The sequence below is a fragment of the Sorangiineae bacterium MSr11367 genome (assembly GCA_037157805.1).
Taxonomy (GTDB): domain Bacteria; phylum Myxococcota_A; class Polyangia; order Polyangiales; family Polyangiaceae; genus Pendulispora; species Pendulispora rubella.
The window spans coordinates 7496736-7523172 of sequence record CP089983.1; the positions used below are offsets into that span (position 1 = coordinate 7496736).

Here is a 26437-nt window from a genome sequence, read left to right on the forward strand (position 1 = left end):
TCCACGAGTCGCTGGATTGTCCAATCCGCGAGAGCGTCAGCGCATGTTCGACGTGTTCACCTCGCACGGATTCAGCGACGTCACCGTGTTCGGCGAAGCCTTCGGCGCGGGCATTCAAAAGGGCGTGCGCTACGTGCCGGGAGACGAAGTCCTTTTTCGCGCATTCGATATCATGGTGGCCGAGAACTTCGTCACGTACGATCTCTTCAGCGCCTTGTGCGACGAGATCGCGCTTCCCCGCGTCCCCGAGATCTGGCGGGGCGAGCCGAGCCTCGCGGCATTCGATGCCTTGCTCGAGCAGGACTCCGCCGAGGCGAAACGCAATGGGGTCATCGCCGAGGGCAATGTCTCGGAAGGTGTCGTCGTGCGATCCAATCCATTGCTTCGCGACGTCTTTGGACAATGGCTCATCATCAAGCACAAATCCGACAAGTTCGCGGAGGTCGTGAAACGGGCTCCCGGCAACAAGGTCGATGTAGGTCCCGCGCAGGCCTTCGCCGAGATGTTCGTCGTCGAAGGGCGAGTCCACAACGCTCTGGGGCGCCTGCGCGACCGCGGGGTGGCCGTGGAGAACGACATGGCGGACATGCGCGTCCTGGTGCCCGAGGTCATCGCCGACCTCCTCAAGGAGTGCAGCACCGAGTGGCAGCAGGCCATCGCCGCGGGAATGAGCGACAAGCAGATTCGCGCGGCGGTCACCAAGAACCTGGGAACGGTCTACCGGCACATGCTCATCGCGCGGGTCACTTAGACTGAGCCCGTTTGCCGGCTCCGCTTGACGAAGGGGCGAGGTCGTCGCCCACCGGCCTCGCCAAGTCGGTATAATGAAGGGGCACGCATGCAATACAAGGCCTTCGAGCGCGGTATCGAAATCAGCGGCCACGCGGTCGCCGCCACCCTCCAAGGTTTTCAGCTGTTTCCGTCCGTCGCGTTGAAATATCTCTCCCGCTACGGCTTCGTCAAAGGCCCGCTACCGGCCGAGGGCAAGCAGCCCTGGCCGGACATCATCGATCGCAACGCGTGGTTTCCGCAGGAAAACTGGCTTGCCACCTTCGAAGCCATCGGGCGCGACGTCGGCACGCACAGCCTTTACCGCATCGGTCTTTGCATCCCCGAGGTGGCCAAGTTCCCGCCCTCCATCCACGACATCTACACGGGCGTGGAGTCCATCGACATCGCGTACCACATGAACCACCGCAAAGCGGGCAAGGTCATGTTCGATCCCAAAACCCGTCTGATCGACAACGGCATCGGTCACTACGGTTACCGGCCTGTCCCGGGTGAGAAGAAGATCATCTCCGTGTGCGAGAATCCGTACCCTTGCGATTTCGACCATGGCATTTTGGCCGCCATGGCTCGCCGCTTCGAGCCCAAGGTCACCGTGGCCCATGACGACTTGGCGCCATGCCGCAAAAAAGGGGCGGACAGCTGCACATATCTGATTACGTGGAGCGTACCGAAGTAATCTAAAGCTCGATGCCCAGGACCGTCTGGGCCTCGGCGCGCAGCTCCTGTTCGCTGCTGGTGAGGTCGCGCAGCACTTCGAGCACGATGGCGCGAAACTCGCGACGCGCGTAGGCGAGGCGATTCATCACCGTGCTGGCGGAGAGGTGCAGCTCGGCGGCAATCGTGGCATACGTGGTATCGCTGCGGCTGCCCAAATACCAGCGCTCGAACACGCGAAAATGCTCTTCCTTGCCTTTCTCGTTGCAGGCCACGCGAAGCGACTCCACGGCAATGGCCACCAAGCTTTTGACCCACTCTTCCTCGAAGAGGCGCTCGGGGTCCGAGGCGTCGGGACCATCGCGGCGAATTTCGTTTTCGAGCGTTTCGACATCCAGCGACACGGGCGCGATCCCCTGCCCGCGTTTCTTGGAGAGCCTGCGCCGGGCGAGATCGACCACGAAGCGATCGAGGCACACGCGCAAGAAGGTACGGAAGAGCGCGCGGCCGGGTTCGTAGGCCTGAAACGTGCCCGCATCGATGGAATGGAGGAAAAACTCCTGCGCGACTTCCTGCGCTTCGTCGGGTGTCTTTCGCCAGCGAAGGCGCACGTGCTTGTAGACCGGCCGCCAGTACAGCCGGGTCAATTGACCGAGGGAGCGCGAACGTACGTTGGGATCGGGGCTGTGCAGGCCAAGGATGGCCGAGGCGCGTGTCGTGGGAAACCCACCCATCGTTCTATAGTGGCACACATCCCAGGGCGCGGCTTCGTTTCGCAGCCTCGGCCGCGGAGACCGAGCCCGGCGTCGATGCCCCCCACCGCCGCATCACCACACCGTAGGCTTCGCACGCGGCGCGCGCGCGGCCCAGTTTCTCGTGGGCTTGCCCCAGCCAGAGGTGCGCCCGTGTGTTGAGAAAAGGTTGATCGGTGCCTTGGCAACTTCGCGCCGCATCGTCGAGGAGCGATGCCGCGCGCGAGGTATCGCCCGATGCGAGGCGGAGACGTCCTTCGTAGGCTTGGAGAAGCCCCGCGTGAAAGGCGATGAGCGTCGGCAAGATGGGGTCGTCGGCCGGCAGCACGGGCATGCTCTTCATCGCCTCCGCGGCATCGATGTGCGTTCCGCCGAGGGCGCTTCCCCAGCGCAAGGTCCATGTTTCGAACGGGTTCATCTTCATCAAGGAGCTCGTGGTCTGCGCTCGATGCTCCCACGCGCCCGCCGCCGTGCGCCATTCGTCGGGCGGCAGGAGGCCGTTCGCCACGGCGATGCCCAGCAGATTGGGCTCGTAGTACGACGCGCCCGTCTCGGTGCGATCGCTGCTCAAGGGGCTGTTGGTCCAGGCGACTTTGCGGCGGAGGAAGCCTTCGGCGAGCCGCGCGGCTTCGTCGGCCTTGCCGGTTTCGAGCAGCGCATCGAGGCGAATGCGCAGGGCCCGCAGGTGGGCTTCGATGTGCGCATCGTCGGCGATGTGGCGTTCCAGCTCTTCGCCCAGGGCGATGGCTTCGCGAAAGTCACCCGTCCAGGCGGCGAGCTTGGCGCGGTCGTGCAAGCGGACCACCTCGCGCCGCTCTTCGGGAAGGTGCGCCCAGCGCATGCGCATCGTTTCCTCGATGGACTCGCGCGGGGCGCCGCCGGCGGCCACGAGCGCAGCCAGCTCGCGCAACGAGCGATCCGAATGGGGGTCGCGCGCAATCCATTGCCGCGTGAGGGATTCCGCCTCCTGGCAGAGGCCGCGACGGCGCAACAGAACGACGCGGCTGGCGAGGCATTCGACGGACGTGGGTGAGGTTTGGGCGCAGTGCGCGTAGGCGTTGGCCTCTTCACCGACTTGGCCGGTGCGCTCGTACGTCCACCCGAGGACCATCCACGCATCGGCGTAGTCCGGGTCGAGTTCGACGGCGCGCCGTGCGGAGGCGAGCACCGGTTGGATCTGCTGCACGGTCTTGACGAGGAGGACCTTGGCGTTGACCGCGAGGTGGACGAGTTCGACGTCCTCGGGAAAGCGCGCGGCGCCGTCGTTCAAGATGCGCGAGGCGGCCTCGAAGTCCGCGGGATCCGATGCCATGGTCGCCGCAAGGGAATCGAGCAGCACGCGATCGCGCTCGGCCAGCGCATCACGGTGCACGAGCACGCGGTGCAGGTGTTCGCGCTGCTCGGCGATGGGCCGCATCCATCGCCCGGTCTGCAGGACGCGAAGGAGGACCTCCGGGCACGCCGGGTCCTTGGCCATGGCGTGCTCGAACGCCTTGTACGCGCGCTCCGGCGTTGCTTCGCGCAGCGCTTGCAGGCCCTCGCGAAAGTCCAATACGGCATCCGGCCGGCACGTTGCCGAGGCAACGAGATCGGTCACCCGCGTCGCCTTCGGCTTTTCCGGTGCAGGCGCCGGGCGCTGCCCGCTCAGAACCAATCCCGCCGCGAGCGCCATGGCGGCGGCCATCGATCCCCAGAGGAAATTTCTCGTCCGAGGCTCGCTCTTTCGTGGCTCTCTCCTTCGAAGAGCGCCTTCTCGAAGAGCCTCGATCACCTCGTCCGCCGACGCCGGTCGATCCCTTGCGTCTTTCGAAAGCAGCCTCGCGATCAGATCGTCCAGCGCCTCGGGCACGTCCGCGCGAAGCGACCTGGCACGCGGCGCGTCTTCGAGCACCAGTTTTGCGATCACCGTGAGCACCTCGGCTCCGGTGAAGGCTTCGGCATTGGTCAGGCAGCGGAACAGCAGGCACCCGAGCGAAAACAGGTCGGCCCGACCGTCCACATCGCCCCCGCGCACCTGCTCGGGCGCCGCATAGCCCGGCGTGCCGAAGCCCGCCCCCGACGTCGTTGCATGGGGCGCTCCGAGAAACCGCGACAGCCCGAAGTCCGCCACCTTGGCCCGCTCCAGATCGCCCTCCGGCAGGAGCACGTTGCCCGGCTTGATGTCGCGATGGACAATCCCCATCGCGTGCGCCGCACCAAGCGCCGACGCCACCCGCACCCCGAGCGCCATCACCTCCGCCACCGCGAGCGGCCCCGCCTCGAGCCGCCCGCTCAGCGTTTGCCCCTCGACCCACTCCATGGCCAAATACGGCTGATCGTCGTCGACGATCCCGTGGGCCACGTAGCGCACGATCGCCGGATGCGAAAGGCGCTCGAGCGCCTCCACCTCGTTGCCAAACCGCCGCCGCGAGGCTGCATCCGTCTTGCGCAGCACCTTGAGCGCCACCACCGCCCCCGAAGTTTCGTCCACCGCCCGGTACACGATGCCCATGCCACCGATGCCCGCCTCGCACTCGAGGCGAAACCGATCGCCGACCACCTCCCGCGCAGCGGGCTCGCGCAGCAACTCGACGAGACGTGCTTCGGGTACGGTCATGGTTGGAGAAAGGGTTTAGGGTTTAGGGTTTAGTAGGAGAGAGACTACACGCCCTCCCCCCCGCATCTCTCAAATCCCCAACCTCTTCCCCTAACCCCCCCTCTCTGCTCTCCCCCCTAAACCCTAAACCCTAAACCCTAAACCCTCTCACCAACACACCCGCCCCGTCACCTCCGTGACCACGCCCGCGTCGGTGACGAAGCCGCTGACGAAGAAGTGCCCCGTGGCACCGGCGAAGACACCGGTCCCCGTCGTGATCTTCTGGTACGCCGTGACGGCGAGTTGCTCGGGATCGGCGGGAGCATTCACACCGGTCTCGCGCGCCTCGATGGTGCCGCGTGCCGTCGTGTACTCGAAGGCCCCGCTGTATGCGGTCGAACCGGGTGAGGTCTCCGGTCCGGGCACACCGCTATCGGCCTTGAAGTACGTGGTCGCATGGAATCCGTGGTCGCCTTCGAGCACCCCGCGGAAACACGATTTGTGGGGCGGTTTGCACCCCTCGGTTTGGCGATGCTCTTCGAGATGCCCGCGCACGTTGAAGCACTTGGGCCGCCCTTCCTCCTCTTTGGCCTGAAGGGGTAGTGCACACAGAGCGATACCGGCGAACAAGATGCATTTCATGGGGAGCTTCATTTCGTGGCCTCCGCGGACATCTACGCGAACCGCCACGGCGCCGAATGAGCGCCCCGGACGAATTTCTCACATGAAGGCGCCGACGAACCCCGCCGTCGCATTCTGCACCGCGGCGCGCGTCTCTTCGCTCTCGCGCCGGCGCCGCCGGGGGCTCGCCATGTGAGAGGCTCGCGACGCGCTCCCTCTGCGCGGCGTCGACGGGGCGGGGGCGCTGCAGGGCACCTGAAAGAACGGCCACCCGCCGTTCGCCTTGTCGCCGCTGCGCTCCACCGACTCGAGGCACTCGACCACGACGGCGAGCCTGTCCAGCCGCTCCACCATCGCGTCGTACGCCATCTTGCTGGTCTTGCAGCCAGACACCGGAACGTTCCCCGTTTCGTCGTTTCCGTTGCTGCTGCCGAGCTGAATGATGGTTCGCATCGTCGTGTCCTCTGTCCAAGCGACGAACGAGCCCCCGCCGGATCGACACGGCGAACGCATTTTTTTCAAAAACCCGCTAACTACGCGATTTCATTGCCTTAAAAAAGACAACACCTGCTCGGTCAGCGCCCCGGAGCACTCCTCCGGCGCAAAGTGGCCGCAATCCGGAAGCACCCCGCCCCGGACGTCGGTCCCGAGCGGCTGCACCATCGCCAGCTGTTTGTTGCCCTTGGCGTGGTCGCCCCCGAGCGCCAGCACCGGCATCCCGAGCTTCTGCGTCGCACGCTTCTGATTCTGCGCCATCGTCTCGGGAAAGGCCCGGTAGTACGCAAGCTGCGCCGAGACGGCCCCAGGCTCGGCGTACGTCTTCGCGTAGACGTCCAACGCAATCGCGTCGCGCTTGTAGGACCAATGGTCGAAAAGCCACCCCAGGTACGTGCGCTCGCGCCCCGCGATGAGAAGCTCGGGCAGCTCCGGCTGCCGGTTGAACATGAAGTGCCAGAAGGCCACACTCTCCTTGTCCGGCATGAACACGTCGCTCGGCCCGAGCAGGCCCGGCAAAATGCCCTCGATCAGCGCCAGCCGCTCCACCACCTCCGGGTGATCCCCCGCCAGCGCGTAGGCAATCCAAGAGCCGACGTCGTGCCCCACCACGGCGTAGCGCTCGTGCCCCAGCTGGCGCATCAGCCCATGAAGATCGGCCGCCACGCGCCCGGTGTCGTAGCCGTTTGCCGGCCGGCTCGATTCGCCCATGCCGCGGGGATCCACCGCCACCACGTGAAAGCCTGCGCGCACCAGGGCTGGCATCACGTCACGCCACGCGTACCAGGTCTGAAAGTACCCCGGAATCAAGAGCACCGTCGGCCCCTTGCCGCCCTGCACGTGGTGCACGCGGATGCCCTCCACGTCGCTCACGCCTTCCTCGAAACCACCCCCTAGCTTTTGCACGGGGCTCTCCACCCGCGATCCGCATCCCAACTGCAGCGCCAACGCGAGCCCGCAGCCGGCAACCAACCATCGACCTTTCATACCGCCTCCAATTGTTTGTCAATCGACCAACAATTACTAGGCCCAGGCACCCCACCCTTCAAGGCCATTCTTTGTCGTTCGACAAATAATCCGCGTCCGATCGTGTTCTCGGGCCGTCCTTCCGTGCGCGCCAGGGCGGGCGCGGGACCGTAAACACCTCCTCGATTGGAGGATCCCTTGAGCAAATCATCGAACGCAGCGGTCACCATCCTCGGCTTGGGCCTCATGGGCACCGCCCTCGCCGGCGCCTACCTCGCGAAGGGCCACCCGACCACCATCTGGAATCGGACGGCCCGCAAAGGCGACGACCTCGTCGCCGAGGGCGCACGCCGTGCCGAAACGCCCGCCGAGGCGGTGGCGGCGAGCAACATCGCCATCATCTGTGTGCTCGACTACGCCACGACGCGCGCCGTCGTCGAACCGTTGGCCGGGGCGCTCGCGGGCAAGCTGCTCGTGAACCTCACGTCGGGCCAGCCCGAGCAGGCGCGTGCCATGGCCAAATGGGCCGCCGAGCGCGGCATCGATTACCTCGACGGCGCGATCATGTCGACGCCCCCGGGCATCGGCCAGGCGGAAACGCTGCTCCTCTATGCGGGAGCTCGCGCCCTCTTCGACAAGCACCGCGCGACCCTCGCGGTCATGGGCGGCGGCAGCGTCCTCGTCGCGGAGGATCCGGGGAGCGCGCTCCTCTACGACATCGGTCTGCTCGGCATCATGTACGCGACCATCGCGGGCTACTTCAATTCGCTCGCCCTGGTCGGTGCGGACGGGGTCACGGCGAAGACGTTCACGCCGTACGTGACCAAGTGGCTCGGCGCCATGGCCAACTTTTTACCGGAAATGGGCCGCCAGGCCGATGAACGCGATTACCGCGGCGCCGAGGCCACGCTGGAAATGCAGGCCACGGGACTGACGCACTTCATCGAAGCCCACGAGGCGCGCGGGGTCGATCCCGTGCCGGTCAAGTACATCAAGGGCCTCCTCGATCGCGCCGTCGCCGATGGCCATGGCACGGACGACTTGGCCCGCCTCATGGAGTACATCAAGAAGCGCTAGCGCCCACAGCCCAGCGCCATGCTGCGCTGCTTCGCCTCGCGGGCGGTCACCGAGGGCGGCTTCGAGGCCCCCCATTGATCGATCACCACGCGGTACGCGGCGCAGGCCCCCGTCTTGTCGCCCATCTTCTCTTTGGCTCGCGCCAACCCGAGATGGGCGCGCACGTTGACGAACGGATAATCGAGACTCTGACAGGCTCGCGCCGCGTTCTCCAAAAGGGGGACGGCCGCGGGGGCATCGCCCGCCTCGAGGCGGATCCACCCCTCGTGGGACTCGAGCACCCCCAGGTTCTCGAACATCGAGCGCACGCTCGATTGAACGTCGGTCGGCGGCATGCGCTCCATGGCCTCCTGCGCACCCATGCCCGCGCCCACGGCGGGCCCCCATCGCAGAAGCCACCGTTCGAAGGGATCCAAGCGCGATTGGCTCTTTCCTTCCCACGCGTCCCCGGTCTCCTGCCACTGCGGCCCCGAGAGGCGATTGCCGCGCAGTGCGGCCGCAAACAGAAGCGGCTCCTGTCGGAACGTCGCGCCGTTGTTGGGCTCGGAGCCGACCCAGATGGCCATCTTGTTCATGGCCTGCTCCGCGAGCCGCCCCGCACGCGCATCGTCGCCGACTTCCTGCGCGATGGAGATGTTGATCATCGCGGCGCGAAAATGCGACTCGCTCGACGGCGAGGACGCAACGTGGCGTTCGAGCTCGTTGGCGAGACGCGCCCCCTCGTCGAAATCGCCCTGCCACACCGCCAACCGGGCGCGCTCGAACAGCTCCCAGGATGGCCTTCGCTCGGCGGGAAGTCGTTCCCAACGCAGGCGCAGAGCTTCCAGCACGGTCTCGCGCGGGCTTCGCACGGCCGCCAAACTCATGGCGAGCTGGCGATACGCCTGCGTGTCGTCCGGGGCCCACGACGTCCAGTTCCGTGCCTGCTCGACGGCGTCGGCGCACTGCCCGCGACGCTTGAGGGCCGCAAGCCGGGTGCCCATGCAACCGACCGCACCCGGGGCGATCTCCAGGCATTGATCGAGCGCCGCAAGCTCCTCGTCGGAGCGACCAAGCCGCGCCAAGATGCGGGCGCGCGATTGGACGGCGTCCGCGTAAGCAGGGTCGATCGCGATGGCCGCCGCTGCGCGCTCGAGGGCCAGCTCCAACTCCGCGCGCCCCGGCCCGATGTTCGGCGCGCGCATGGACGCCAGCATGAGGATCTGCGCGTCGCCTGGAAACCGCCGGGCCGCCTGATCGAGAAGTTGGTAAGCCTCTTTCTCACGGGCTGCATCCGGCCCGACGACGGCGGTCGACACGTCGAGAAGAAGCCGATCGCGTTCGCTCAGCGCATCGCGGTAGCCGACCGCACGCGCGAGAAGCTCGCGCTGCTGCTTTCTCGAGAGAGCCCCCTCGGAGACGATGAGGCGCTGAAGATAAACCTGGGGACAGGATGGATCGGCGTGGCTCGCCTCCTCGAAGAGGCGATCGGCCTGCGGCCAGTCCGTCTGGCGTATCGCCTGCAAGCCGCGACGGTACAGAGCGGCGGCCACGGGCGTGCACGATGGAGAGATCGGCAGTGCGGTCACCGGCGTCCCCGCAACCTGCACCGGCGAATTGGCCTCGGCGGTGCGGCGCGACGTCGTACCGCGCGAGAGAAGACCTGCCGAGAGAACGGTCGCCGCGAGCCCCAGCCACGCGACCGGGCGAAAACGCCACCCACGCCGGAGCTTCTCCCGCCGGGTGACGGAGAGTCCATCGTGGGGACTTCCGCCGTCGAGCGACAGGGCGATGCGCGCGAGCTCCTCTTTCACCGCCGTGGCGGTGGGCGGCCTGTCGTCGGGATTTTTCGCCAGGAGGCACGCGATCACGTCATCCAGGGCAGAGGGCACGTCGGCGCGATGGTCCGACACGCGGGGCGCATCGTGGAGGAGCAGCTTCGCCAGCACCATGACGGCGCCGGTGCCCTCGAAGACCTCCGCGTTGGTGAGGCATCGATAGAGCACGCACCCGAGCGAGAACAGATCGGCGCGCCCATCGAGATCGTCCGCGCCGCGCGCTTGCTCCGGGGCCATGTAACCCACGGTGCCGATGACCACGCCCGACGTGGTCATCGAGCCGGCGGAATCGGCGCGCACGATGCCGAAATCGGCGAGCTTCGGCTCCTCGAGGCGGCCGTCCACCAGGAGAATGTTGCTCGGCTTCACATCGCGATGAACGATGCCCCGTGCGTGCGCGGCGGCGAGGGCGTCGGCCAACGCATGCCCGAGCGCAACGACCTCGCGCACACCGAGCGGCCTTCCCGCGACGAGGGCGCGCGCGATGCGAACGCTGAGGCTCTCGCCCTCGATCCACTCCATGGCGAGGTACGGTTCGCCCTCCTCCGAGTGCCCGTGGGCGAAGTAGCGCACGATGCCCGGATGATGGAGCTGGCCCAGCGCCTCCGCCTCACGCTCGAAGCGCCGGATGGCGGTGGGATCCGACTTGCGCAGCACCTTGAGGGCGACCGCGCGACCGCCTTGGCAATCGATCGCGCGATAGACGACCCCCATGCCCCCGAGCCCCGCCTCCCGCTCCATTTGGAAGCGGTTGGCAAAGAGCCCCAGCACGACGGGCCCATCCATGTCGGTCATGTCCACGGAGTGAGCAGTTGTAAACCTAGAGTTTACCATTCCGACCGGATGGTTAGATACATCGCGACATCCGTGAGCGCCACCGGTCGGGCGCAAATTGGCCTATTTTTGCACTTTTCCGTCCTTGACGGCCTCCGCCATGGAAGCGAGGTGAGCCTTCCATGCAGGCTCTTCCCGCGCCACCAACGCGGCCGGTTTGTCGCCGAAAAGGTAGAGCCGGACAATCAGGAAGACCTGCCCGCCCATGGCCATGGCAAAGAGGTGCGCCAGCCCCGGGGCCGGTGCATCGAGGCGAACGAACAAGGACTCCGGGTAAGCGCCCTCGCCGACATGTTCCACGACGCCGGCGAATGCGGGCGCACCGTTCGAGGAGGCGATGCGCTGCCCCACCTCGGGCGCGCGGGGCAAGCCGAGACGCGACATCAAGGCCGCCCACGCGGTGTCCTTGGGTTCGGGCAGCACGGGAAGCACTTGAAGAATCGCCCCGTAGTGGCCGCGGAAGTGCGTGAGGTACAGGCGCAGGATGCGGAAGAACTCGCGCCAGCCGTGCTCGTGGCCCTCGAAATCCTTGTCCCATTGGTCGGTGTCGGCGAACCAACTGTGCACCACGCGCACGACGCAGGTGCCGCCGTCGCGCGCTTCGACGACCCATTCGGTGGCGACCGTGGCAGCATGTTCGCCGAGGTCTGGGCTGGTGGCGACGAACCGATGCGGAGGGTTCCATTCGGTGACGTTGGCCACCGAATCGCCGACGCCGAATTGCGAGGTGACGGTGCCGCCCTCGCGCTCCTCGACCTGCGTGGGCACGAACCACGAGGAAATGCCCGGCCCCGTGGCAATGGCGTCCCAGACTTGTTCGGGGGTACCAGGAACTTCGGCCTCGGCCTCGACGTAGCGGCGACCGGACGGATCTTTCTTTACGGGCATGCTTCCTCCTTTTCGGCGTGGGGCTTTTCGGCGTGGGGCGTCGGGTGCGCCATGACGACGAATCGGTATGGCCTCCCTCCCGGCGCGGTTTCATCGTGGTAACGGGCAGCGAGCGTGGTCACCGCCCGCGTCAGTTCGCTGGTGAAGCTCGCGCGCTCCGCCGCCGACCGAAATCGGATCTGCGTGTCGATGGAGAGGGACGGCATGCGCTTACCGGCCTCCCGCGCGCGCACGACCATGTCCCCCACCTCGCGCACGACGCGGGCGGCGAGGGCAATGAGGTAGCTGGCCGAAAGGCGATCGGTGGTCGCGCGCTCGGGATCGACCGCGGCGGGCCCCATGGCCTTCGGCGAGACGACGTACGACGACGCCGTCGCCACCAAGAGCCGCTCGGTAAGCCCGCCCCACTGCCGCTTCTCCGCCACGCGCACCAAGCCGTGCGCTTCGAGCGCGCGCAGATGGTAGTTCACCTTTTGGCGCGCAAGCCCGACCCGCGTCGAGAGCGCGGCCGCCGACGCGGGCTCCGAAAGCTCCGCCAGAAGCCGGCTGCGCATCGGCTCCAACGCCACGGCTGCCACCGCCGGATCGTGAATGACTTCGACGTCGACCATGGCCCTAGGATGCCTTGACAAATATTTTTGTCAAGGCACCTTGGGTCGGTACCGGAGAGCTACCAGGCCACTTCCCGCAGGGTCAGAATCGGCGGCTGATCGAGGGCCCAATCGATGTCCGGCTGCTCCACGAGGGCACGCTGCTGGCCCTCGGCCCAGCTCGTCCACGAGTGCGCGAACACGGCCGTTTTGTACGTATCGTTGAGCCGATCGATCAGCGTGTGCGCTCCGTTCGGAAATCGATCGCCGCCGGGTCCGAACTCTGCGAGGCCGCCTGGGTGGGCGAGCTTCCGTGTCTCGGCCCAGTCGTCGTCGTCGGGCCGATGACCGGGCTGATAGGGAACCAAGTCATCGGCATACAGGTCGAAGCCGGCGATATCGACATAGTCCACCCCGGGATAATAATGGCGAATCGCAGCATTCCAGCTGGTCGCGGGCGAATAGACCCAAAGCAAATTGTCGAACCGCGCGAGGTACGTGTGGAGATCTTGCCAGAGCTCCACCAACGCGGTCTTCTCCGTGTTCACGTCGTGCCCCCACCAGAACCACGTTCCATTCATCTCGTGAAAGGGTCGAAACAGGACGACGGCCCCTGCATCCTTCAGGCGCTGAAGGACCGCTTCCAGGTCGTGCACCTGCGCCCAATATTTGCTCTTGGGCGCGCTGTCGGGTGCATTGTTGAGGAGTGCACGCAAGTTGGGTTTCCGCGCATTGGCATCCTTGACGTAGTACTTGCCGCTCTCCGGGTAATCGTTCCACGGGTGCGTCCAATGCGTGCTCACCGTCACGAGGCCACCGCGCTGGTGATGGTCGATCAGGCAATCGATGCCGCGCGCATCGTAGTCGCCCGGCTCGAGAAGGCTGAATCCCACGATGGCGGGCCGCTCCCCGGTTTTGCGCTCCAGGCCCACGACGAATTCGTCGTAGGTGTCTGCGCTCCACGAGGAGATCTCTTGGCCGATGAGGACGCGGTTCTCGGTCCGGCTGGACAGCGATCGGATCCACGTGAGCAGGCGCTCGCGCGGCGTCGTGCCGACGCGTGCGACGTTTTCCTGGGAGGGATCCGGGGCGGGGGCTCGAGCGCTGCAAGCACTCAGAGCGAGGGCGAGCAGCCAGGTGGCGAACGTGGGGCGGCGGTTCATGAGGCCGCAAGGACTACGGGGTTGGCGCGCGAACCACCAGTCAAAGCACGCCAATAAAGCCGTCCAACGCCGCCAGCCGTGCTGCCTACAGGGTGCGTCCGCGTTCGAGCAAAAGGTCCCACACCGCGCGCACACGCGGGACATCGCGGAGGGCGCGGTGGGTGACGAGGTACAAGTCGTCGGCCGGCCATGCGGCCGCGTCCTCTTGCAGTTCGGGCGCGAGCTTCACCGGGACCAGGCCGTAGTGCGCGATGCTGGGCTCGGGCAAAAGGGCCACGCCCACGCCGGCGCCGACGACGGAGAGTTGGACGGTGAGGCTGTCGGAACGAACCACGGGATCGACACCGCGCGCGTACTTGGCCAGCCAGCGGGCGGCAGCCATGTTGGCAAGGCGTTCGCCCCAACTGATCCAGGGTGCGTCGGCCCACGCGCGCAAGGTGCCGAGGGAGCGCGCCACCTTGGGGGCGGCCACGGCGAGCCAGCGGGCGGTCGTCACTTTCGTCACCACGAGATCGCCGCGTGCAGGCCGGACGGTGCGCAGCGCGAGATCGGCCTCGCGCCGCGTGAGGTCGACCACGGCCTCGCCGGGATCCAAGGCGATGCGCAAGCCGGGATGGCGGGCGGTAAGCTCACCGAGGATCGGCGCCACGACGACGTCGGCCACGTCGGGCGGGCACGTGATGCGGACGAGACCGGCCACTTCGCGCTCGAGGCCCTCCGCTGCGCTGGCAAAGCGGGCCATCACCGCCTCCATTTCCTCCGCGACGGGCATGAGCGATTCGGCCGCCTCCGTCGCGGCGATGCCATCACGCCCGCGATCGAAGAGCGTCGCCGAAAGGGCCTCCTCCAAGGTGGCCAGACGCCGCGAAACCGTGGAGGCATCCACACCGAGGGCCTCGGCCGCTTGCCCCACCGTCCGCGCGCGGCAGAGCGCGAGGAAGAGCTTTACGTCGTCCCAGTGGAGCGTTTCGCGCGGTGGCGGCGTTCGTTGCATATATGCATCGATACCATGAAATATTGGGCGTGGCGATGCATACGCGCACGATGCATTCTCTCCGGTGTCGAAACGAAACACCGACGCCAATTACGAAAGAGAGATCACCATGAATACAATCCACGAGACGACTGGTTCTGCTTCTTCCGCTCCTTCCGCTGCGGCTCAAACGACGTCGCCGACGACCTTGATCGTCGGAGGCACCGGCAAAACGGGGCGCCGCGTGGCACAAGGCCTGGAGGCGAAAGGCATTCCCGTTCGCATTGCCTCACGCTCGTCGGGCGCGGGCGCGACGAAGTTCGATTGGGAGGACGAGAGCACCTGGGCACCGGCGCTGCGCGGCATCGACGCCGTGTACCTGACGTACTTCCCGGATCTCTGCGATCCGCGGGCGCCCCAACACATCCGAGCCTTCAGCAAGAAGGCCGTCGAGTGCGGGGTCACCCGCATCGTCCTCTTGTCCGGCCGCGGCGAGCCGCAATGCTGGCCGAGCGAAAAAGCGGTTCGCGAATCGGGGGCCAAGTTCACCATTCTGCGGTGCTCTTGGTTCAATCAAAACTTCAGCGAGGGGCAACTGCTCGACGCCGTGCGCAGCGGCGAAATCGCCTTTCCTGCCGGCAACTGCGCGGAGCCCTTCATCGATGTGGACGACATCGCCGACGTGGCCGTCGCCGCCCTCACCGACGATGCCCATTCGGGCAAGCTGTACGAGCTCACCGGACCGCGCTTGCTCACCTTCGCCGAGGCCGCAGCGGAGATGTCTCGCGCCGCGGGCCGCCCGATTCAATACGTCCCGGTGTCCGGCGAGGAGTACGCCAAGGTGCTCGCCGAGTTCTTCCCGCCCGACCAGGTGACCTTCCTCACCGACCTTTTCCTCTTCGTCCTCGACGGCCACAACGCGCACCTGAGCGACGGCGTCGAACGCGCCCTCGGACGCAAGCCGCGCGACTTCGCAGACTTCGCCCGCAAAGCCGCCGCGACCGGCATCTGGAGCTAATTGCGCGCACGGATGAGAAGAAGAGATGCTGCCCCACCCGGCAGCGCTCTCCGGTGCTCTCCATGTCCTCATTTCGCGCTGCTGCCCGCCCCAAAGCGGGTGCTCATGCCATGCTTCCCCGCGTCCTCGCACGCGCCCCCTCCGCATGGCATTCCGCGCCCGCAGGGGCGGGCCGCACGGAGCCCCCCGAGCCGGCGGGGAGGGTCGCTATGGATTCGCAATTCGCGAATCGCGAATCGCGAATCGCGAATGCCCCCGGACGCAGAGGGGAGGCCGATCGTACATGGAGCGCCGCCTTCCAGCCGGCGGTGCGCCGCCTTCCAGGCGGCTAGGCACGAGTGCATACAGCCGGCCAGAGGCCGGCGGACCGCCGGCAAGATGCCGGCGCTCCATTCCTAGCGCTCCATTCCTAGGCGCACTAGCGCACGATGCGCGGAGGGCTGGCCGGGCCCTCGTGTTGGAGACGATCCAACGCCGTGGCGTAATACGTGTACATCGTTCCCGGCTGCGCGGTGGCATCGACGAAATGGGCCGCTGCATTCTCGCCCGCCTTGGTGCGGGCGGTTCCGAGCAGGTGCGACGCGTCGGCAAAGCCGCAAGCGCCTGGCAGATCGATGCCGTCGAATCGGTAGATCGCCACCGACGTGGTCGCGGCCGAGCCGCCCAGGTCCACCGGGCGAACCGTCAATTCCACGCCGCCGGTGCCCCGCTTCGCCTGCACGATGATCGGCATACGCGGCGCGCTTCCTCCAAGGTCGGCTTTGAGCGGCAACAGTGCTGGACGGGAGTGGTGCGCCTGCACCACCTTCGAAACGGCACCGAGCCGATCCGCGAGGACGTCTTTGGCGCTGAAGTGCACATCGCCCTGAACGTCGGCATAGGCGCGGTTGAACGTGAGGTGCCGGCTCATCTCCTCCGGATCGAGCCAGGCACCCGAGGTGCCAATCTTGTACGTGGACTGCCCCACGTACAAATGGACCCCGGTGCCCCCCACGACCTGTGCCCACCAGGGCACGAGCTTGGAATAGTCGGCCACGGGAAGGCCAATGTTCCAATAGATCTGCGGGTTGATGTAATCGACCCAGCCCTCTTTGACCCACTTGAACGAGTCGGCATAAATGCCGCTGTACGATTCGAAGCCGCCCGTCTCGGAGCCGCGCGGATCGGACGATTTGTTCTGCCAGATCCCGAAAGGACTAATTCCAAATTTGACCCACGGCTTGGCAAAGTGAATCTGCGCGTCCATGTCCTCGATGAGGCGATTGATGTTGGCGCGCCGCCAATCGTGGACGTTCGGATAGGCCGCCCCGTATTGGGCATATGTCGCATCGTCGGGCACGGCCTTGCCGGTGATGGGGTACGGGTAGAAGTAGTCGTCGAAGTGCACGCCGTCGATGTCGTAATGGTCAACGGCGTGCATGATGGCGTTCTCCACGAACGTGCGCGCCGCGGGGTGGCCGGGGTCGTAATACAACTTGGGGCCGTAGGCGAAGGTCCAATCCGGATGCTGGCGCGCGGGGTGGCTGGGCACCAGCTTCGCGGGGTCGTTCTGCATGCTCACCCGGTAGGGATTGAACCAGGCGTGGAACTCCAGGTTGCGCGCGTGGGCTTCCTCGATCGCGAAGGCCAGCGGATCGTAACCAGGATCGCGGCCTTGCTCACCGGTGAGCCATTCGGACCACGGCTCGTAGGGCGATGGCCAGAACGCATCCGCCGTTGGCCGAATCTGGACGATGACCGCATTGAAATTTTTCGCTTTGAGATCGTCCAGCAGCTTGCGGTATTCGGCTTGCTGCTCCGCGGCAGGGAGGCCTTTGCGGCTCGGCCAATCGATGTTCACGACGCTGGCGATCCACGCCGCGCGCATTTGGCGCTTGGGCGTGGCCGGATTCGTCGTGCATTGCGTTTCTTTGGCGGCCGGGGAGACGGATGGCGCAGCACCCGCCGCCGATGCTGTGACCAGGACACCGAGAAAGCAAGCGACGCAGGATCGTAGTCTCATAAGCGGCATAGAGAACCGCCAGTACGAGCCACGTGCCAGCGATTTCGACATTGGGATGCATTTATCGTTTTGCCGAGTGCACTTTTCTTTGGCACTGCAAGCATGCCGCGGCTAACTCTCTCGTGAACGGAAGAACGCCCCCTGCGCCAATCGGCTGCGTGGGAAGCTTACGTTCTCACTCTTGGACGCTTTTTCGGACTCTCTTTGTTCGGGGACATGGAGGACAGGGACATGGGCAGACGAAGCACCTTCGTTGTTGCAGTTGCCATGGCGTGCGCAATGACGCCAACCACGCCAGCACACGCCGCGTATGCCGATCCCCTGGTCCAGGTGAGCGCCGCGAGGATGTCGCTCACGTGGAAAGCTACACCCGCCGCGGCCATCGAGGCGCTGGACAAGGCGTTGCCCAACGTGGGCGTGGCCACGGTGCTCGATAGTGCAAACCACGCGATGACCGCATGCAATGCCGAAGAACTGGCCGCACTGCCCATCACGCCTGCCGCCACGGTGAAGTGGTGTTTCGACGAGGGCGACGCCACCACGCTCGCCTGGCATCCGCAGGGCATCACCACCTCCGGGGACGCCGACGACGACGGCTCCTGGGGAGCCAAACGCGCCATCCTATCGGGGTGGCACTTCAACCACGATAGCGCGCCGGCCCGTTCCAACGACGCGCGCGTGGCCTTCATCGACTACACGAATCCAGCCGCGCCGGCGTATCGCTGGGTGTACCTGGTGCTGCCCAATGCCTCCGGCTCGGATTTCTCCGCCGCGAAAACGCATATCGGCGGCATGATTTGGTACGGCGACAAATTGATCGTCAACGCCGTGGGCAATGGCAAAGTCGCTCTGCGCGTCTTCAGCATGAACCACATTTTGCAAACGACGTCGGCGGCGGCGGACATCGGCAAGGTGAGCGATGGCTGGGCAGCCTATGGTTACCAATACGTCATGCCGCAGATTGGCGAGTACGCGTATGAGGCCAACTGCAGCATGGACAGCGATCGGGACATTCCGTGCTTCTCGTCGATATCCCTCGACCGCAGCACGAGCCCCGACAGCTTGGTCGCCGCCGAGTACTTCAGCGACCAAACCAAGCGGGGACGACTGATTCGCTATTCCTTCGGGACCGATTATCGATTGCCCAACACCGCCACCCCCACCGCAGGCAAGGTGTACGCAAGCGCCGTGGGCAACCAGCAAGGTATCCTCTCCTACGGCGGCCGCTTCTACCTTGCCCACAGCTCCGCGACCAGCCACGGCCAACTCTGGCGCTTTACCCCCGACGGCACCCGCGGCACGGTGCTGCCCTGCGGGTCGAGCAACGCATGCTGGTCCCTGCACCCCGAGGCCCTCACCTATTGGCCCGAAACGGGCATCGTGTGGTCCGTCACCGAATGGTCCCGCACCGAACCCACGGGCCCCGGCGGCCGCGCCCTCTTTGGACTACCGCTGAGCGCCATGCCGTAAAGCGTGGAGCGCCAGCATGGATCGGCGATCCATCTGTGGCCCCCCCACGGGCCTGATCACCTTGGATGGTCGCATCCTCGCGTCACATACGCATCAATCTCCGCATGGATCGCCGCTTTCGCTGCGGCGTCCATGAAGGACGCATCGACGGCGTTCTTGGCCAGCTTGGCAATGCCGGATTCGTCCAGGTTCAGAAGGCGCGCGGCGATGGCGTATTCGGTATTCAGATCCGTACCGAACATGGGCGGGTCGTCGCTGTTGATGGTGACCCACACACCGGCGGCCACCAAGTCTTTGATGGGATGCGCCTCCAAGCTCGGCGCCGAGCGGGTGGCGATGTTCGAGGTGGGGCATACCTCGAGCGGGATGCGGTGCTCGACGAGGTGCCGCAGTAAGCGCGGGTCCTGCGTCGCGCTGATGCCGTGACCGATGCGCTCGGCCCGCAAATCGACGAGGGAATCCCAAATCGTTTGCGGGCCGGTGCTCTCGCCGGCATGGGGCACGCTGTGCAGTCCGGCGGCGATGGCTTGCTCGAAATACGGTTTGAACTGCTGGCGCGGCACGCCAATCTCCGGGCCGCCCAAGCCGAAGGACACCAGGCCATCGGACTTGCAATTCAAGGCGATGCGCAACGTCTCTTCCGCGGCGGGGATGCCTGCCTCACCCGGAATGTCGAAACACCAATTGAGCGCAACACCCAGTTCCGTGCGCGCGGACCGGCGTGCATCGTCGATGGCTTCGACGAAGGGCTTCGCAGGGATGCCACGGGTGACGGAGCTGTACGGCGTGATGGTCAGCTCCGCGTAGCGGATGTTTTGCCGCGCCATCTCACGCGCGATTTCGTACGTGAGGATGCGCACGTCCTCCGGATCGCGAATGAGGTCCACCACCGAGAGGTAAATCTCGACGAAATGGGCAAAGTCGCGAAACACGAAGTACTTCGCCAGCGCTTCCGGATCCTTCGGCACCCGCGAATCCGGGTGGCGCGCGGCCAGTTTGGCGACGATTTGCGGCGATGCCGAGCCGACGTGGTGCACGTGCAGCTCGGCCTTCGGTAGCCCTGCGATGAACGTGGTGAGATCTGTCATTTTCGTTCATACGCATGTTAGTATGAACGAGACGGATGTCACTACTTTTTCAGCGTGCAGTTGAACATCCAGCGGATGCCGTAGGCGTCCGTCAGGGTGCCGAACTTGGCGCCCCAAAAGGTGTCCTGCAGCGGAGACGTGATCTCGCCACCGGCGGCCAGGGCGTCGAACTTCGCGGTGGTCTCCGCCACGTCGTCGAAGTCGAGCACGACCTCGACGTTGCTCACCGTGGAGGCTTTCTTGTCCGAGGGCACGTCGCTGATCATGACTTGGCCACCGCCGATGTGAAGGAGCGCGTGCATGACGCGGTCCTTGTCCGCAGCCGGACACGGGGGCATGCCGCCACCGGGCGGAACGTCACCGAACCGCATGACCGCGCCGCCCTCGATCTTGGCCCCCAGGGCCTTCTCGTAGTGCTTGATAGCCTTGTCCGCCGTGCCGCTGAAGAACAGGTACGGGGTAATTTGCTTGATCGCCATGGCTTCCTCCAGTTGGAAATGCCCCGACCTTTCGGGGCCTCGTCATTCACGTCTAGACGTCGAACGAAGGGTCGCCGGATCGACAGCGATGTGTCCCCCCGCGGACGATTTTTTTCTCGCACGTCCCTCGGGCTATTTGGAACCCTGAATGTCTCCCGTTGTGCCGTCTTTCAGCAGCCGGTCCAGGTGCATCCGGATATGGGCCGCCTCTTGTACGGTCGCGGCGAGCGCAATGGCGCGACGAAAGGCCGTGCGCGCTTCGGCGTCGCGCCCGAGCTGCATGAGGAGCGACCCCTTGACCCCGAAGAAATAGAAATAACTGGAAAGATGTGGTGCCAGCGGCTCGACCATGGCGAGTGCCGCCTCCGCGCCATGCACTTTGGACGCGGCCACGGCCCGATTGAGGGTGACCACCGGGGAAGGCTGCAGATTCTCCAGCACGGAATAGAGGCGATCGATCTCCGCCCAATCGGTGTCCTCGATGCGCGCGGCGCGCGCGTGCATCGAGGCGATGGCGGCCTGCATCTGGTACGGACCGGGGCGCTGGTGGCGCAAAGCCTTCTCGATCAGGGCGAGGCCCTCGAGGATCAACGTGCGGTTCCACTGGGTGCGATCCTGCTCCTCGAGGAGCACGATGCTGCCATCCGGCGCCACCCGCGCCGCGGCACGCGCGTGCTGCACGAGAAGGAGCGCCGTGAGGCCGAGCACCTCGGGCTCGCCCGGGAAGAGACGCAAAAGCAGCCGCGCGAGGCGCACCGCCTCGTCGCAAAGTGGCGCCCGTGCCGCCACGTGCTCGCCGGTGGCCGAGTAGCCCTCGTTGAACATGAGGTAAATCACCGCGGCCACCGCCTCGAGGCGCTCCTCGCGCTCGCGCGCGCCGGGTGCCTCGAAGGGCACGTTCGCGGCGGCAATGCGAGCCTTTGCCCGCGTGATGCGCTGTTCCATGGCCGATTCGGTCACCAAAAAGGCGCGGGAGATCTGCAGGACCGAGAGCCCGCACACGACGCGCAAGGCCAAGGCAATTTGCTGCGTGGCAGGCAGCTCCGGATGGCAGCACACGAAGAGCAGGCGCAAAATGTCGTCGCGGTAATCCGCGCCGTCGAGGCGCTCGGCCAGATCCTCCTCGACGTCGCCCACATCCGAAAGCGCGTCCTCGTCGGACAGCTCTTTCAGGTGCTGCTGCCTGCCGCGGCGCCTCACGGCGTCGATGGCCACGTTGCGGCCGACGAAAATGAGCCAGGCCACGACATCGCGTGGTGGACCGTTTCGCGGCCAGTTCTTCAGGGCGCGCAGGCACGCTTCCTGGTAGGCCTCCTCGGCCGCGTCGAGGTCGTGAAAATACCGAAGCAGCGCGCCAATCGCCTGGGGGCGGGCGGAGGTGAGCGCCGCATCGATCCAGGCGATGTCGGTCATGCGAGGCGGCTCCCTGGATTGAAGACGGCTATCGGGCGGATTTCGTAGGCGCCCTCGCTGCTGCTGGCTTTTCCCAGGTCACGAGCCACCCCGATGGCCTCCTCCAGGGAGGCGCAATCCACGACGTAAAAGCCGAGAAGCTGCTCCTTCGTCTCCGCAAACGGTCCGTCCAGGACGAGTGGCTTGGCGCCTTTGCGCACGGTGGTCGCCGCGGTGGTCGGAAGCAGCCGGGCTACGGGCCCGAGCTTTCCTTTTTCGGCCAGGGTCTGCTGCACAGCAGCGAGCCGCGCCATGGTGGCCGTCTCCTGGTCCGGGCTCCAGGAACCGACGACCTCTTCGGAGTCGTAGCAGAGAATGGCGTAGAGCATGGGAAACCTCGTCTTTCCCGTAACGACGAACGAAGATGGCGCGGATCGACAACCTTCCGACGAAAAAGTGATCCTCAGCCGTACGATCCTGTGATCGCCGGCCACCGGGTTGAACATTTACCTACGGCCCGGCATCTGTCCGCCGAAGCTTCCTTCCTTTGCCATCCGATGAATACCCTGGCGGGATTGGATGACATTGCGCAAACGCCGCAGTGTCTTACCCACAACAATGCGCCCAAATACGATTTAAATTTCTATTTTGCATTACAGGGAAGGATGTTCCTTGCCTGCGCGTAAATCCTAATTAGACAGGAGCTGCTCGCGGCGGCTCCCGCCCCTCCTGTCTGCCCATTTCTTTCCCGACCTTCTTACGTCGCCGCCTTTCTTCCTACTTTTTTGCGGCACGTCACCCATCCGAGGAGAACCATCCCGATGAAGCGTCTCTTGTTGCTTTCGTTGTCGCTCGCCATTGCAGCAGGCTGTAGCAGCTCTCCCGACCAATCTTCGCCCGGGTCGGACCAGGAGCTCAGTGAACAGGCCGCAGCCATCGCCATCGATCCGTACAAAGAGCTGATGATCGTGCACCCCAGCGTGGTGAACGATCCGTCCCGCACGAACAACATGACCGGCGGCCACTGGGGTTTTCGCTGGATCATGGAGCGTCTGGCCTCCAACAGCGGCATGGCCCCTGGCGTGTTCGTCGAACATTGGTTGAAGCAATTCCACGACACCGCCGTTCCCGGGAAAAACCTGCCCCTGCGCGATCGCAAGGGTGTGGACGAGCTGCTTTCCAAGTGGAAGCGCGATGGGAGCGGCCGGCTCGATCTGCGGTATTCGCCTTTCAAGCTGATTGCCATCACGAACCGCATCGACAAGGGCACCACCCTGGGCGACATGGGCGAAGGTCGCTTCGTCTTCGGCCTGGTCGATCCGGACAAGTTGGGCGATCCGGCCAATGCGCAGACGGCCACGCCACTCTCGATGACGGTGATCTTCGAGTTCCATCTCCCCGGCAAGCCCACCACGCCAGAGAAGGACAATGCCCAGCGGCAGAAAAATGCCAAGAAGTGGCACGCGCTGGGTAGCCTGCCCTTCGGCGAAGGCTACAACCACGAGCTGCAGCTCATCACGGACGCGTTCGTGACCACCTATGGGCCGGATTCGCTCAATCAGCTGCGCACGAACGAAATCGCGCTCGGCGGCCCCGGTTTGATCCGTGGGGAGCCTGGTCCCTACGACACGAACCAGATCTGGGAGCTGCGCGAGTACAAGATCGTCGGCGGGAAGCTGACCATTGCGCCGGTGCAGGCCACCGCGAGCGACGTTTGGGTCAAAGACGCCACGTTTGGACAATTCCTGCTCGACAACCGTGATGCGGTGCTGGCAGGCAAGGTCAATCTGGGCGAGTTCGCCGGTTACACCGCCTCGGAGGACTTTGCGCGGACGCGTTGGGAATTCCCCTCCGTCAATAGCACAACGTACCCGGAAGACGTCCGCTCCGCCTTCGCCAAGGGCACTTGCAACGGGTGCCACAATGCCGAACAGGCGAGCTTCCCCGCCCCGCAGTTTCCGGAGGGCGGTCAGCTTGGCTTCCTTCACATTTCCCCCTTCCACCAGACCACGCGGCCCTCGACGGATCCCCTCGCGGGCACCGAGAGCGTGAGCGCCTTCCTCAAGGACAAGGACATTCCGCGCCGCGTAACGTTCATGAAGGGCATTCTGGACAACGTGTCGTCGACCGTCGGCGAAACGAAGTTCGGCCACTAAGAGTCGGTCTCGGGGGGACGTTGCTGCGCTTCGTGCACGAGCGCGTGCGCGTGAACGATCACGAACACGTGAACGGTCACGAACACGAGCTCGTGATCGTGCTCGTGTCCCGTGATCGTCTACGTGTTCGTGCACGCGCACGCGCTCGTGCACGAAGCGTCAAACGCTAGAAGCGCAGCAGCATCCCCTCACCGAAATACAAATCATGCAGTGGATCTACACGGCTGCCGGCCTGTTGGTCGGCTTCACGGTTGGACTCACTGGAGTGGGCGGCGGCTCGTTGATGACGCCCATTCTGGTTCTTGCATTCGGCATCTCACCCGCGGTCGCGGTGGGAACCGATTTGCTTTATGCATCGATTACGAAAGCGGGCGGCACCCTGGTTCACGGGCGCCGCGGCAGTGTCGACTGGAAGGTCGTCGGCTGGCTCTCCGCGGGCAGCCTTCCTGCCGCATTCGCGTGCATCCTCTTGCTCAGGAAGCTCGGCGTCGACAGCAAGCATTTCTCGTCTGTCGTCACGTACACGCTCGGCATCGCGCTTCTCTTTACCGCCGTCGCGGTGCTCTTCAAAGAGAAATTGCGCAAACTCACCACCGGCAAAGGCGAGTGGCGCGAACGCTGGCTCGTTCCGGCGACCATCACCACCGGCGTCGTCCTCGGCGTTCTCGTCTCCATATCGTCCGTCGGTGCGGGCGCCCTGGGCATGGTGGCGCTTTGCTTTCTCTATCCGGAAAAGCCCACCGTTCAGAACGTGGGAACGGACATCGCGCATGCCGTGCCGCTCACCGCGATCGCGGGCCTCGGCCATGCCTTCATGGGCAGCGTCAACGTTTCGCTCCTGGGCAGCCTGCTGCTTGGCTCCCTCCCTGGCATTTACCTAGGCAGCCGCGTGAGCACGCACGTGCCCGACAAAGTGCTGCGCCCCATTCTGGCGTCCATGCTGGCCATCATCGGCGGCCGCCTCGTGTTCTGACGGACGGGATCTTCATGAGTGACACGAAAATCGACACCACCCTTGCACTTCTGAAGCGCATCGAAGCGGATTTCACGCCCGCGGCATTTGCCAACAGCCTGGGCGCGGAAGACATGGTGCTCACCGATCTCATCTCCAAGGCCGCCCCGAAGATCGAATTATTCAGCTTGGACACGGGGCGGCTGCCGGAGGAGACACACAAATTGATGCGCAAGCTCTCCGAGCGCTATCCGCTGCGCATCCGCGTCTACTTCCCCGACAGCCGCGACGTCGAAGAAGATCTCGCCGCCCACGGTTTCAACGGATTCTACGACAGCGTCGAAGCGCGCAAGGCCTGTTGCCACGTGCGCAAGGTGCTGCCGCTGAAGCGCGCCCTCGCCGGGAAAAAAGCCTGGATCACGGGCCTGCGGCGCGACCAGGCCCCCACGCGCACCGCCCTCGCCGAGCAGCAGGACGACGTCGAAAACGGCTTGGTCAAATTCAATCCGCTCCTCGATTGGTCCGAGGCGGACGTGTGGAATTACATCCGCTCGAACAACGTCCCCTACAACCGACTCCACGATCGCTCCTATCCGAGCATCGGCTGCGCACCCTGCACACGCGCCATCACCGAAGGCGAAGACATTCGCGCGGGCCGCTGGTGGTGGGAGCGCCCCGATCAAAAGGAATGCGGTCTCCACCGAAGGAATTAATCGAACATGAACGCGCTCAAGCTCCCAGAGGGCTGGGAAGACCCCAGCCCGAAGGCCCCCTCCTCCACCCGCCGACGCCGTCTCAGCCATCTTTCGGCGCTCGAATCCGAGTCCATTCACATCATGCGCGAGGTCGCCGCCGAGTGCGCGAACCCCGTGCTGCTCTTCTCCGGCGGCAAAGACTCCATCGTGATGCTGCGCCTCGCGGAGAAGGCTTTCCGGCCGGGCAAATTCCCCTTCCCGCTTTTGCACATCGACACCGAGCACAATTTCCCCGAGGTCATCGACTACCGCAATCGCCGCGCCGCGGAGCTCGGGGAACGACTCATCGTGCGCTCGGTGCAGGACAGCATCGACCGCGGGCGCATCGTGCCCAAGACGCCGGACGAGAGCCGCAACCGCATGCAATCGGTCACCTTGCTCGATGCCATCGGTGAATTCGGCTTCGACGCCTGTTTCGGCGGCGCGCGCCGCGACGAGGAAAAAGCGCGCGCCAAAGAGCGCATTTTCTCCTTCCGCGACGACTTCGGCCAGTGGGACCCGAAGAACCAGCGCCCCGAGCTGTGGGACCTCTACAACACGCGCGTCCACAAGGGTGAACACATGCGCGTCTTCCCGATCAGCAATTGGACCGAGCTCGATATTTGGCAGTACATCGGGCAGGAGCGATTGGAGATTCCGTCGATTTACTTTGCGCACCGCCGCGACGTGGTTGCGCGTGGGAACGGATTTCTCGCGATCAACGAGCTGGTAAAGCCCAAGTCGGACGAAGTGCCGGAAAACCGCATGGTGCGATTCCGCACGGTGGGCGACATGCCCTGTACCTGCGCCGTCGAATCGAGCGCCGACACCGTCGAAGCCATCATTCGCGAGACGGCCGCCACACGCATCACCGAACGCGGCGCGACCCGCATGGACGATCAAGTCGCCGAGGCGGCCATGGAGCTGCGCAAGAAGGAAGGGTATTTCTAAC

General features: G+C 65.2%; 24 protein-coding genes. 9 read left to right on the plus strand and 15 right to left on the minus strand.

The genetic code is table 11. From position 1 onward, the window contains the following. Positions 1 to 16: 16 nt before the first annotated feature. Both LVJ94_29010 and LVJ94_29015 read left to right on the plus strand, forming a co-directional pair. Positions 17 to 751, plus strand: a complete 735-nt coding sequence (locus LVJ94_29010) for an RNA ligase family protein (GenBank protein WXB00946.1) — start codon at positions 17 to 19, stop codon at positions 749 to 751. Positions 752 to 838: 87 nt separating this feature from the next. Beyond that, entirely contained in the window at positions 839 to 1465 is a 627-nt protein-coding gene (locus LVJ94_29015) for a hypothetical protein (protein ID WXB00947.1), read from the plus strand. 1 nt (position 1466) lies between these two features. Here the strand turns inward: LVJ94_29015 and LVJ94_29020 are convergent, their stop codons facing one another. From LVJ94_29020 to LVJ94_29040, 5 genes are all read right to left on the minus strand, one after another. Further along, positions 1467 to 2177: a hypothetical protein gene (locus LVJ94_29020; protein ID WXB00948.1), complete on the minus strand. Its 711-nt coding sequence runs from the start codon at positions 2175 to 2177 to the stop codon at positions 1467 to 1469. Between the two features lie 4 nt (positions 2178 to 2181). Further along, positions 2182 to 4791 (minus strand): protein kinase, encoded by a 2610-nt coding sequence (locus LVJ94_29025; protein WXB00949.1) that lies wholly within the window; start codon positions 4789 to 4791, stop codon positions 2182 to 2184. Between the two features lie 147 nt (positions 4792 to 4938). Continuing rightward, the gene (locus LVJ94_29030; GenBank protein ID WXB00950.1) at positions 4939 to 5412 is read right to left on the minus strand and encodes a hypothetical protein; all 474 of its coding nucleotides are present in this window, start codon (positions 5410 to 5412) and stop codon (positions 4939 to 4941) included. 78 nt (positions 5413 to 5490) lie between these two features. Continuing rightward, positions 5491 to 5844 carry a hypothetical protein gene (locus tag LVJ94_29035; GenBank protein WXB00951.1) on the minus strand — a complete coding sequence of 118 codons (354 nt, stop codon included), beginning with the start codon at positions 5842 to 5844 and terminating at the stop codon, positions 5491 to 5493. A 90-nt stretch (positions 5845 to 5934) separates the two neighbouring features. Continuing rightward, complete coding sequence (locus LVJ94_29040) at positions 5935 to 6873, minus strand: alpha/beta hydrolase (protein ID WXB00952.1); 939 nt, start codon at positions 6871 to 6873, stop codon at positions 5935 to 5937. A 177-nt stretch (positions 6874 to 7050) separates the two neighbouring features. Between LVJ94_29040 and LVJ94_29045 the strand changes: the two genes are divergently transcribed. Then, positions 7051 to 7929: an NAD(P)-binding domain-containing protein gene (locus tag LVJ94_29045; protein ID WXB00953.1), complete on the plus strand. Its 879-nt coding sequence runs from the start codon at positions 7051 to 7053 to the stop codon at positions 7927 to 7929. Here LVJ94_29045 and LVJ94_29050 read toward each other — a convergent pair. The 5 genes from LVJ94_29050 to LVJ94_29070 all read right to left on the minus strand — a co-directional run bounded on the left by LVJ94_29050 (position 7926) and on the right by LVJ94_29070 (position 14215). Then, a complete protein-coding gene (locus tag LVJ94_29050; GenBank protein WXB00954.1) occupies positions 7926 to 10541 on the minus strand; it encodes a serine/threonine protein kinase in 2616 nt (871 codons plus the stop codon). The genes LVJ94_29045 and LVJ94_29050 overlap by 4 nt on opposite strands. Positions 10542 to 10643: 102 nt before the next feature. Further along, entirely contained in the window at positions 10644 to 11468 is an 825-nt protein-coding gene (locus tag LVJ94_29055) for an SRPBCC domain-containing protein (GenBank protein ID WXB00955.1), read from the minus strand. Then, on the minus strand, positions 11459 to 12079 hold the full coding sequence (locus LVJ94_29060) for a helix-turn-helix domain-containing protein (GenBank protein ID WXB00956.1): 621 nt from the start codon (positions 12077 to 12079) through the stop codon (positions 11459 to 11461). Before LVJ94_29060 ends, LVJ94_29055 begins: the two co-directional genes overlap by 10 nt. Positions 12080 to 12138: 59 nt before the next feature. Then, complete coding sequence (locus LVJ94_29065) at positions 12139 to 13221, minus strand: glycoside hydrolase family 26 protein (protein ID WXB00957.1); 1083 nt, start codon at positions 13219 to 13221, stop codon at positions 12139 to 12141. Between the two features lie 85 nt (positions 13222 to 13306). After that, positions 13307 to 14215: a LysR family transcriptional regulator gene (locus tag LVJ94_29070; protein WXB00958.1), complete on the minus strand. Its 909-nt coding sequence runs from the start codon at positions 14213 to 14215 to the stop codon at positions 13307 to 13309. A 109-nt stretch (positions 14216 to 14324) separates the two neighbouring features. Between LVJ94_29070 and LVJ94_29075 the strand changes: the two genes are divergently transcribed. Then, positions 14325 to 15212, plus strand: coding sequence for an NAD(P)H-binding protein (locus tag LVJ94_29075; GenBank protein ID WXB00959.1), 888 nt, complete (start codon positions 14325 to 14327; stop codon positions 15210 to 15212). A 418-nt stretch (positions 15213 to 15630) separates the two neighbouring features. Here the strand turns inward: LVJ94_29075 and LVJ94_29080 are convergent, their stop codons facing one another. Further along, entirely contained in the window at positions 15631 to 17214 is a 1584-nt protein-coding gene (locus tag LVJ94_29080; protein WXB00960.1) for a family 10 glycosylhydrolase, read from the minus strand. 279 nt (positions 17215 to 17493) lie between these two features. Here LVJ94_29080 and LVJ94_29085 point away from each other — a divergent pair, with 279 nt between their 5' ends. Next, positions 17494 to 18684, plus strand: coding sequence for a hypothetical protein (locus tag LVJ94_29085; protein WXB00961.1), 1191 nt, complete (start codon positions 17494 to 17496; stop codon positions 18682 to 18684). A 56-nt stretch (positions 18685 to 18740) separates the two neighbouring features. Here the strand turns inward: LVJ94_29085 and LVJ94_29090 are convergent, their stop codons facing one another. The 4 genes from LVJ94_29090 to LVJ94_29105 all read right to left on the minus strand — a co-directional run bounded on the left by LVJ94_29090 (position 18741) and on the right by LVJ94_29105 (position 22032). Further along, positions 18741 to 19772: an adenosine deaminase gene (locus LVJ94_29090; GenBank protein ID WXB00962.1), complete on the minus strand. Its 1032-nt coding sequence runs from the start codon at positions 19770 to 19772 to the stop codon at positions 18741 to 18743. Between the two features lie 41 nt (positions 19773 to 19813). After that, the gene (locus LVJ94_29095; protein WXB00963.1) at positions 19814 to 20251 is read right to left on the minus strand and encodes a VOC family protein; all 438 of its coding nucleotides are present in this window, start codon (positions 20249 to 20251) and stop codon (positions 19814 to 19816) included. Positions 20252 to 20383: 132 nt separating this feature from the next. Next, positions 20384 to 21664 carry an RNA polymerase sigma factor gene (locus LVJ94_29100; GenBank protein WXB00964.1) on the minus strand — a complete coding sequence of 427 codons (1281 nt, stop codon included), beginning with the start codon at positions 21662 to 21664 and terminating at the stop codon, positions 20384 to 20386. After that, a complete protein-coding gene (locus LVJ94_29105) occupies positions 21661 to 22032 on the minus strand; it encodes a YciI family protein (GenBank protein WXB00965.1) in 372 nt (123 codons plus the stop codon). The genes LVJ94_29100 and LVJ94_29105 overlap by 4 nt, the downstream gene beginning before the upstream one ends. Before the next feature lie 432 nt (positions 22033 to 22464). Here LVJ94_29105 and LVJ94_29110 point away from each other — a divergent pair, with 432 nt between their 5' ends. The 4 genes from LVJ94_29110 to cysD all read left to right on the plus strand — a co-directional run bounded on the left by LVJ94_29110 (position 22465) and on the right by cysD (position 26436). After that, the gene (locus LVJ94_29110; protein WXB00966.1) at positions 22465 to 23799 is read left to right on the plus strand and encodes a hypothetical protein; all 1335 of its coding nucleotides are present in this window, start codon (positions 22465 to 22467) and stop codon (positions 23797 to 23799) included. A 205-nt stretch (positions 23800 to 24004) separates the two neighbouring features. Further along, the gene (locus tag LVJ94_29115) at positions 24005 to 24772 is read left to right on the plus strand and encodes a sulfite exporter TauE/SafE family protein (GenBank protein WXB00967.1); all 768 of its coding nucleotides are present in this window, start codon (positions 24005 to 24007) and stop codon (positions 24770 to 24772) included. A 14-nt stretch (positions 24773 to 24786) separates the two neighbouring features. Further along, positions 24787 to 25464: a phosphoadenylyl-sulfate reductase gene (locus LVJ94_29120; GenBank protein WXB00968.1), complete on the plus strand. Its 678-nt coding sequence runs from the start codon at positions 24787 to 24789 to the stop codon at positions 25462 to 25464. Between the two features lie 6 nt (positions 25465 to 25470). Then, positions 25471 to 26436 carry a sulfate adenylyltransferase subunit CysD gene (gene cysD / locus LVJ94_29125; protein ID WXB00969.1) on the plus strand — a complete coding sequence of 322 codons (966 nt, stop codon included), beginning with the start codon at positions 25471 to 25473 and terminating at the stop codon, positions 26434 to 26436. Position 26437 lies beyond the last annotated feature (1 nt).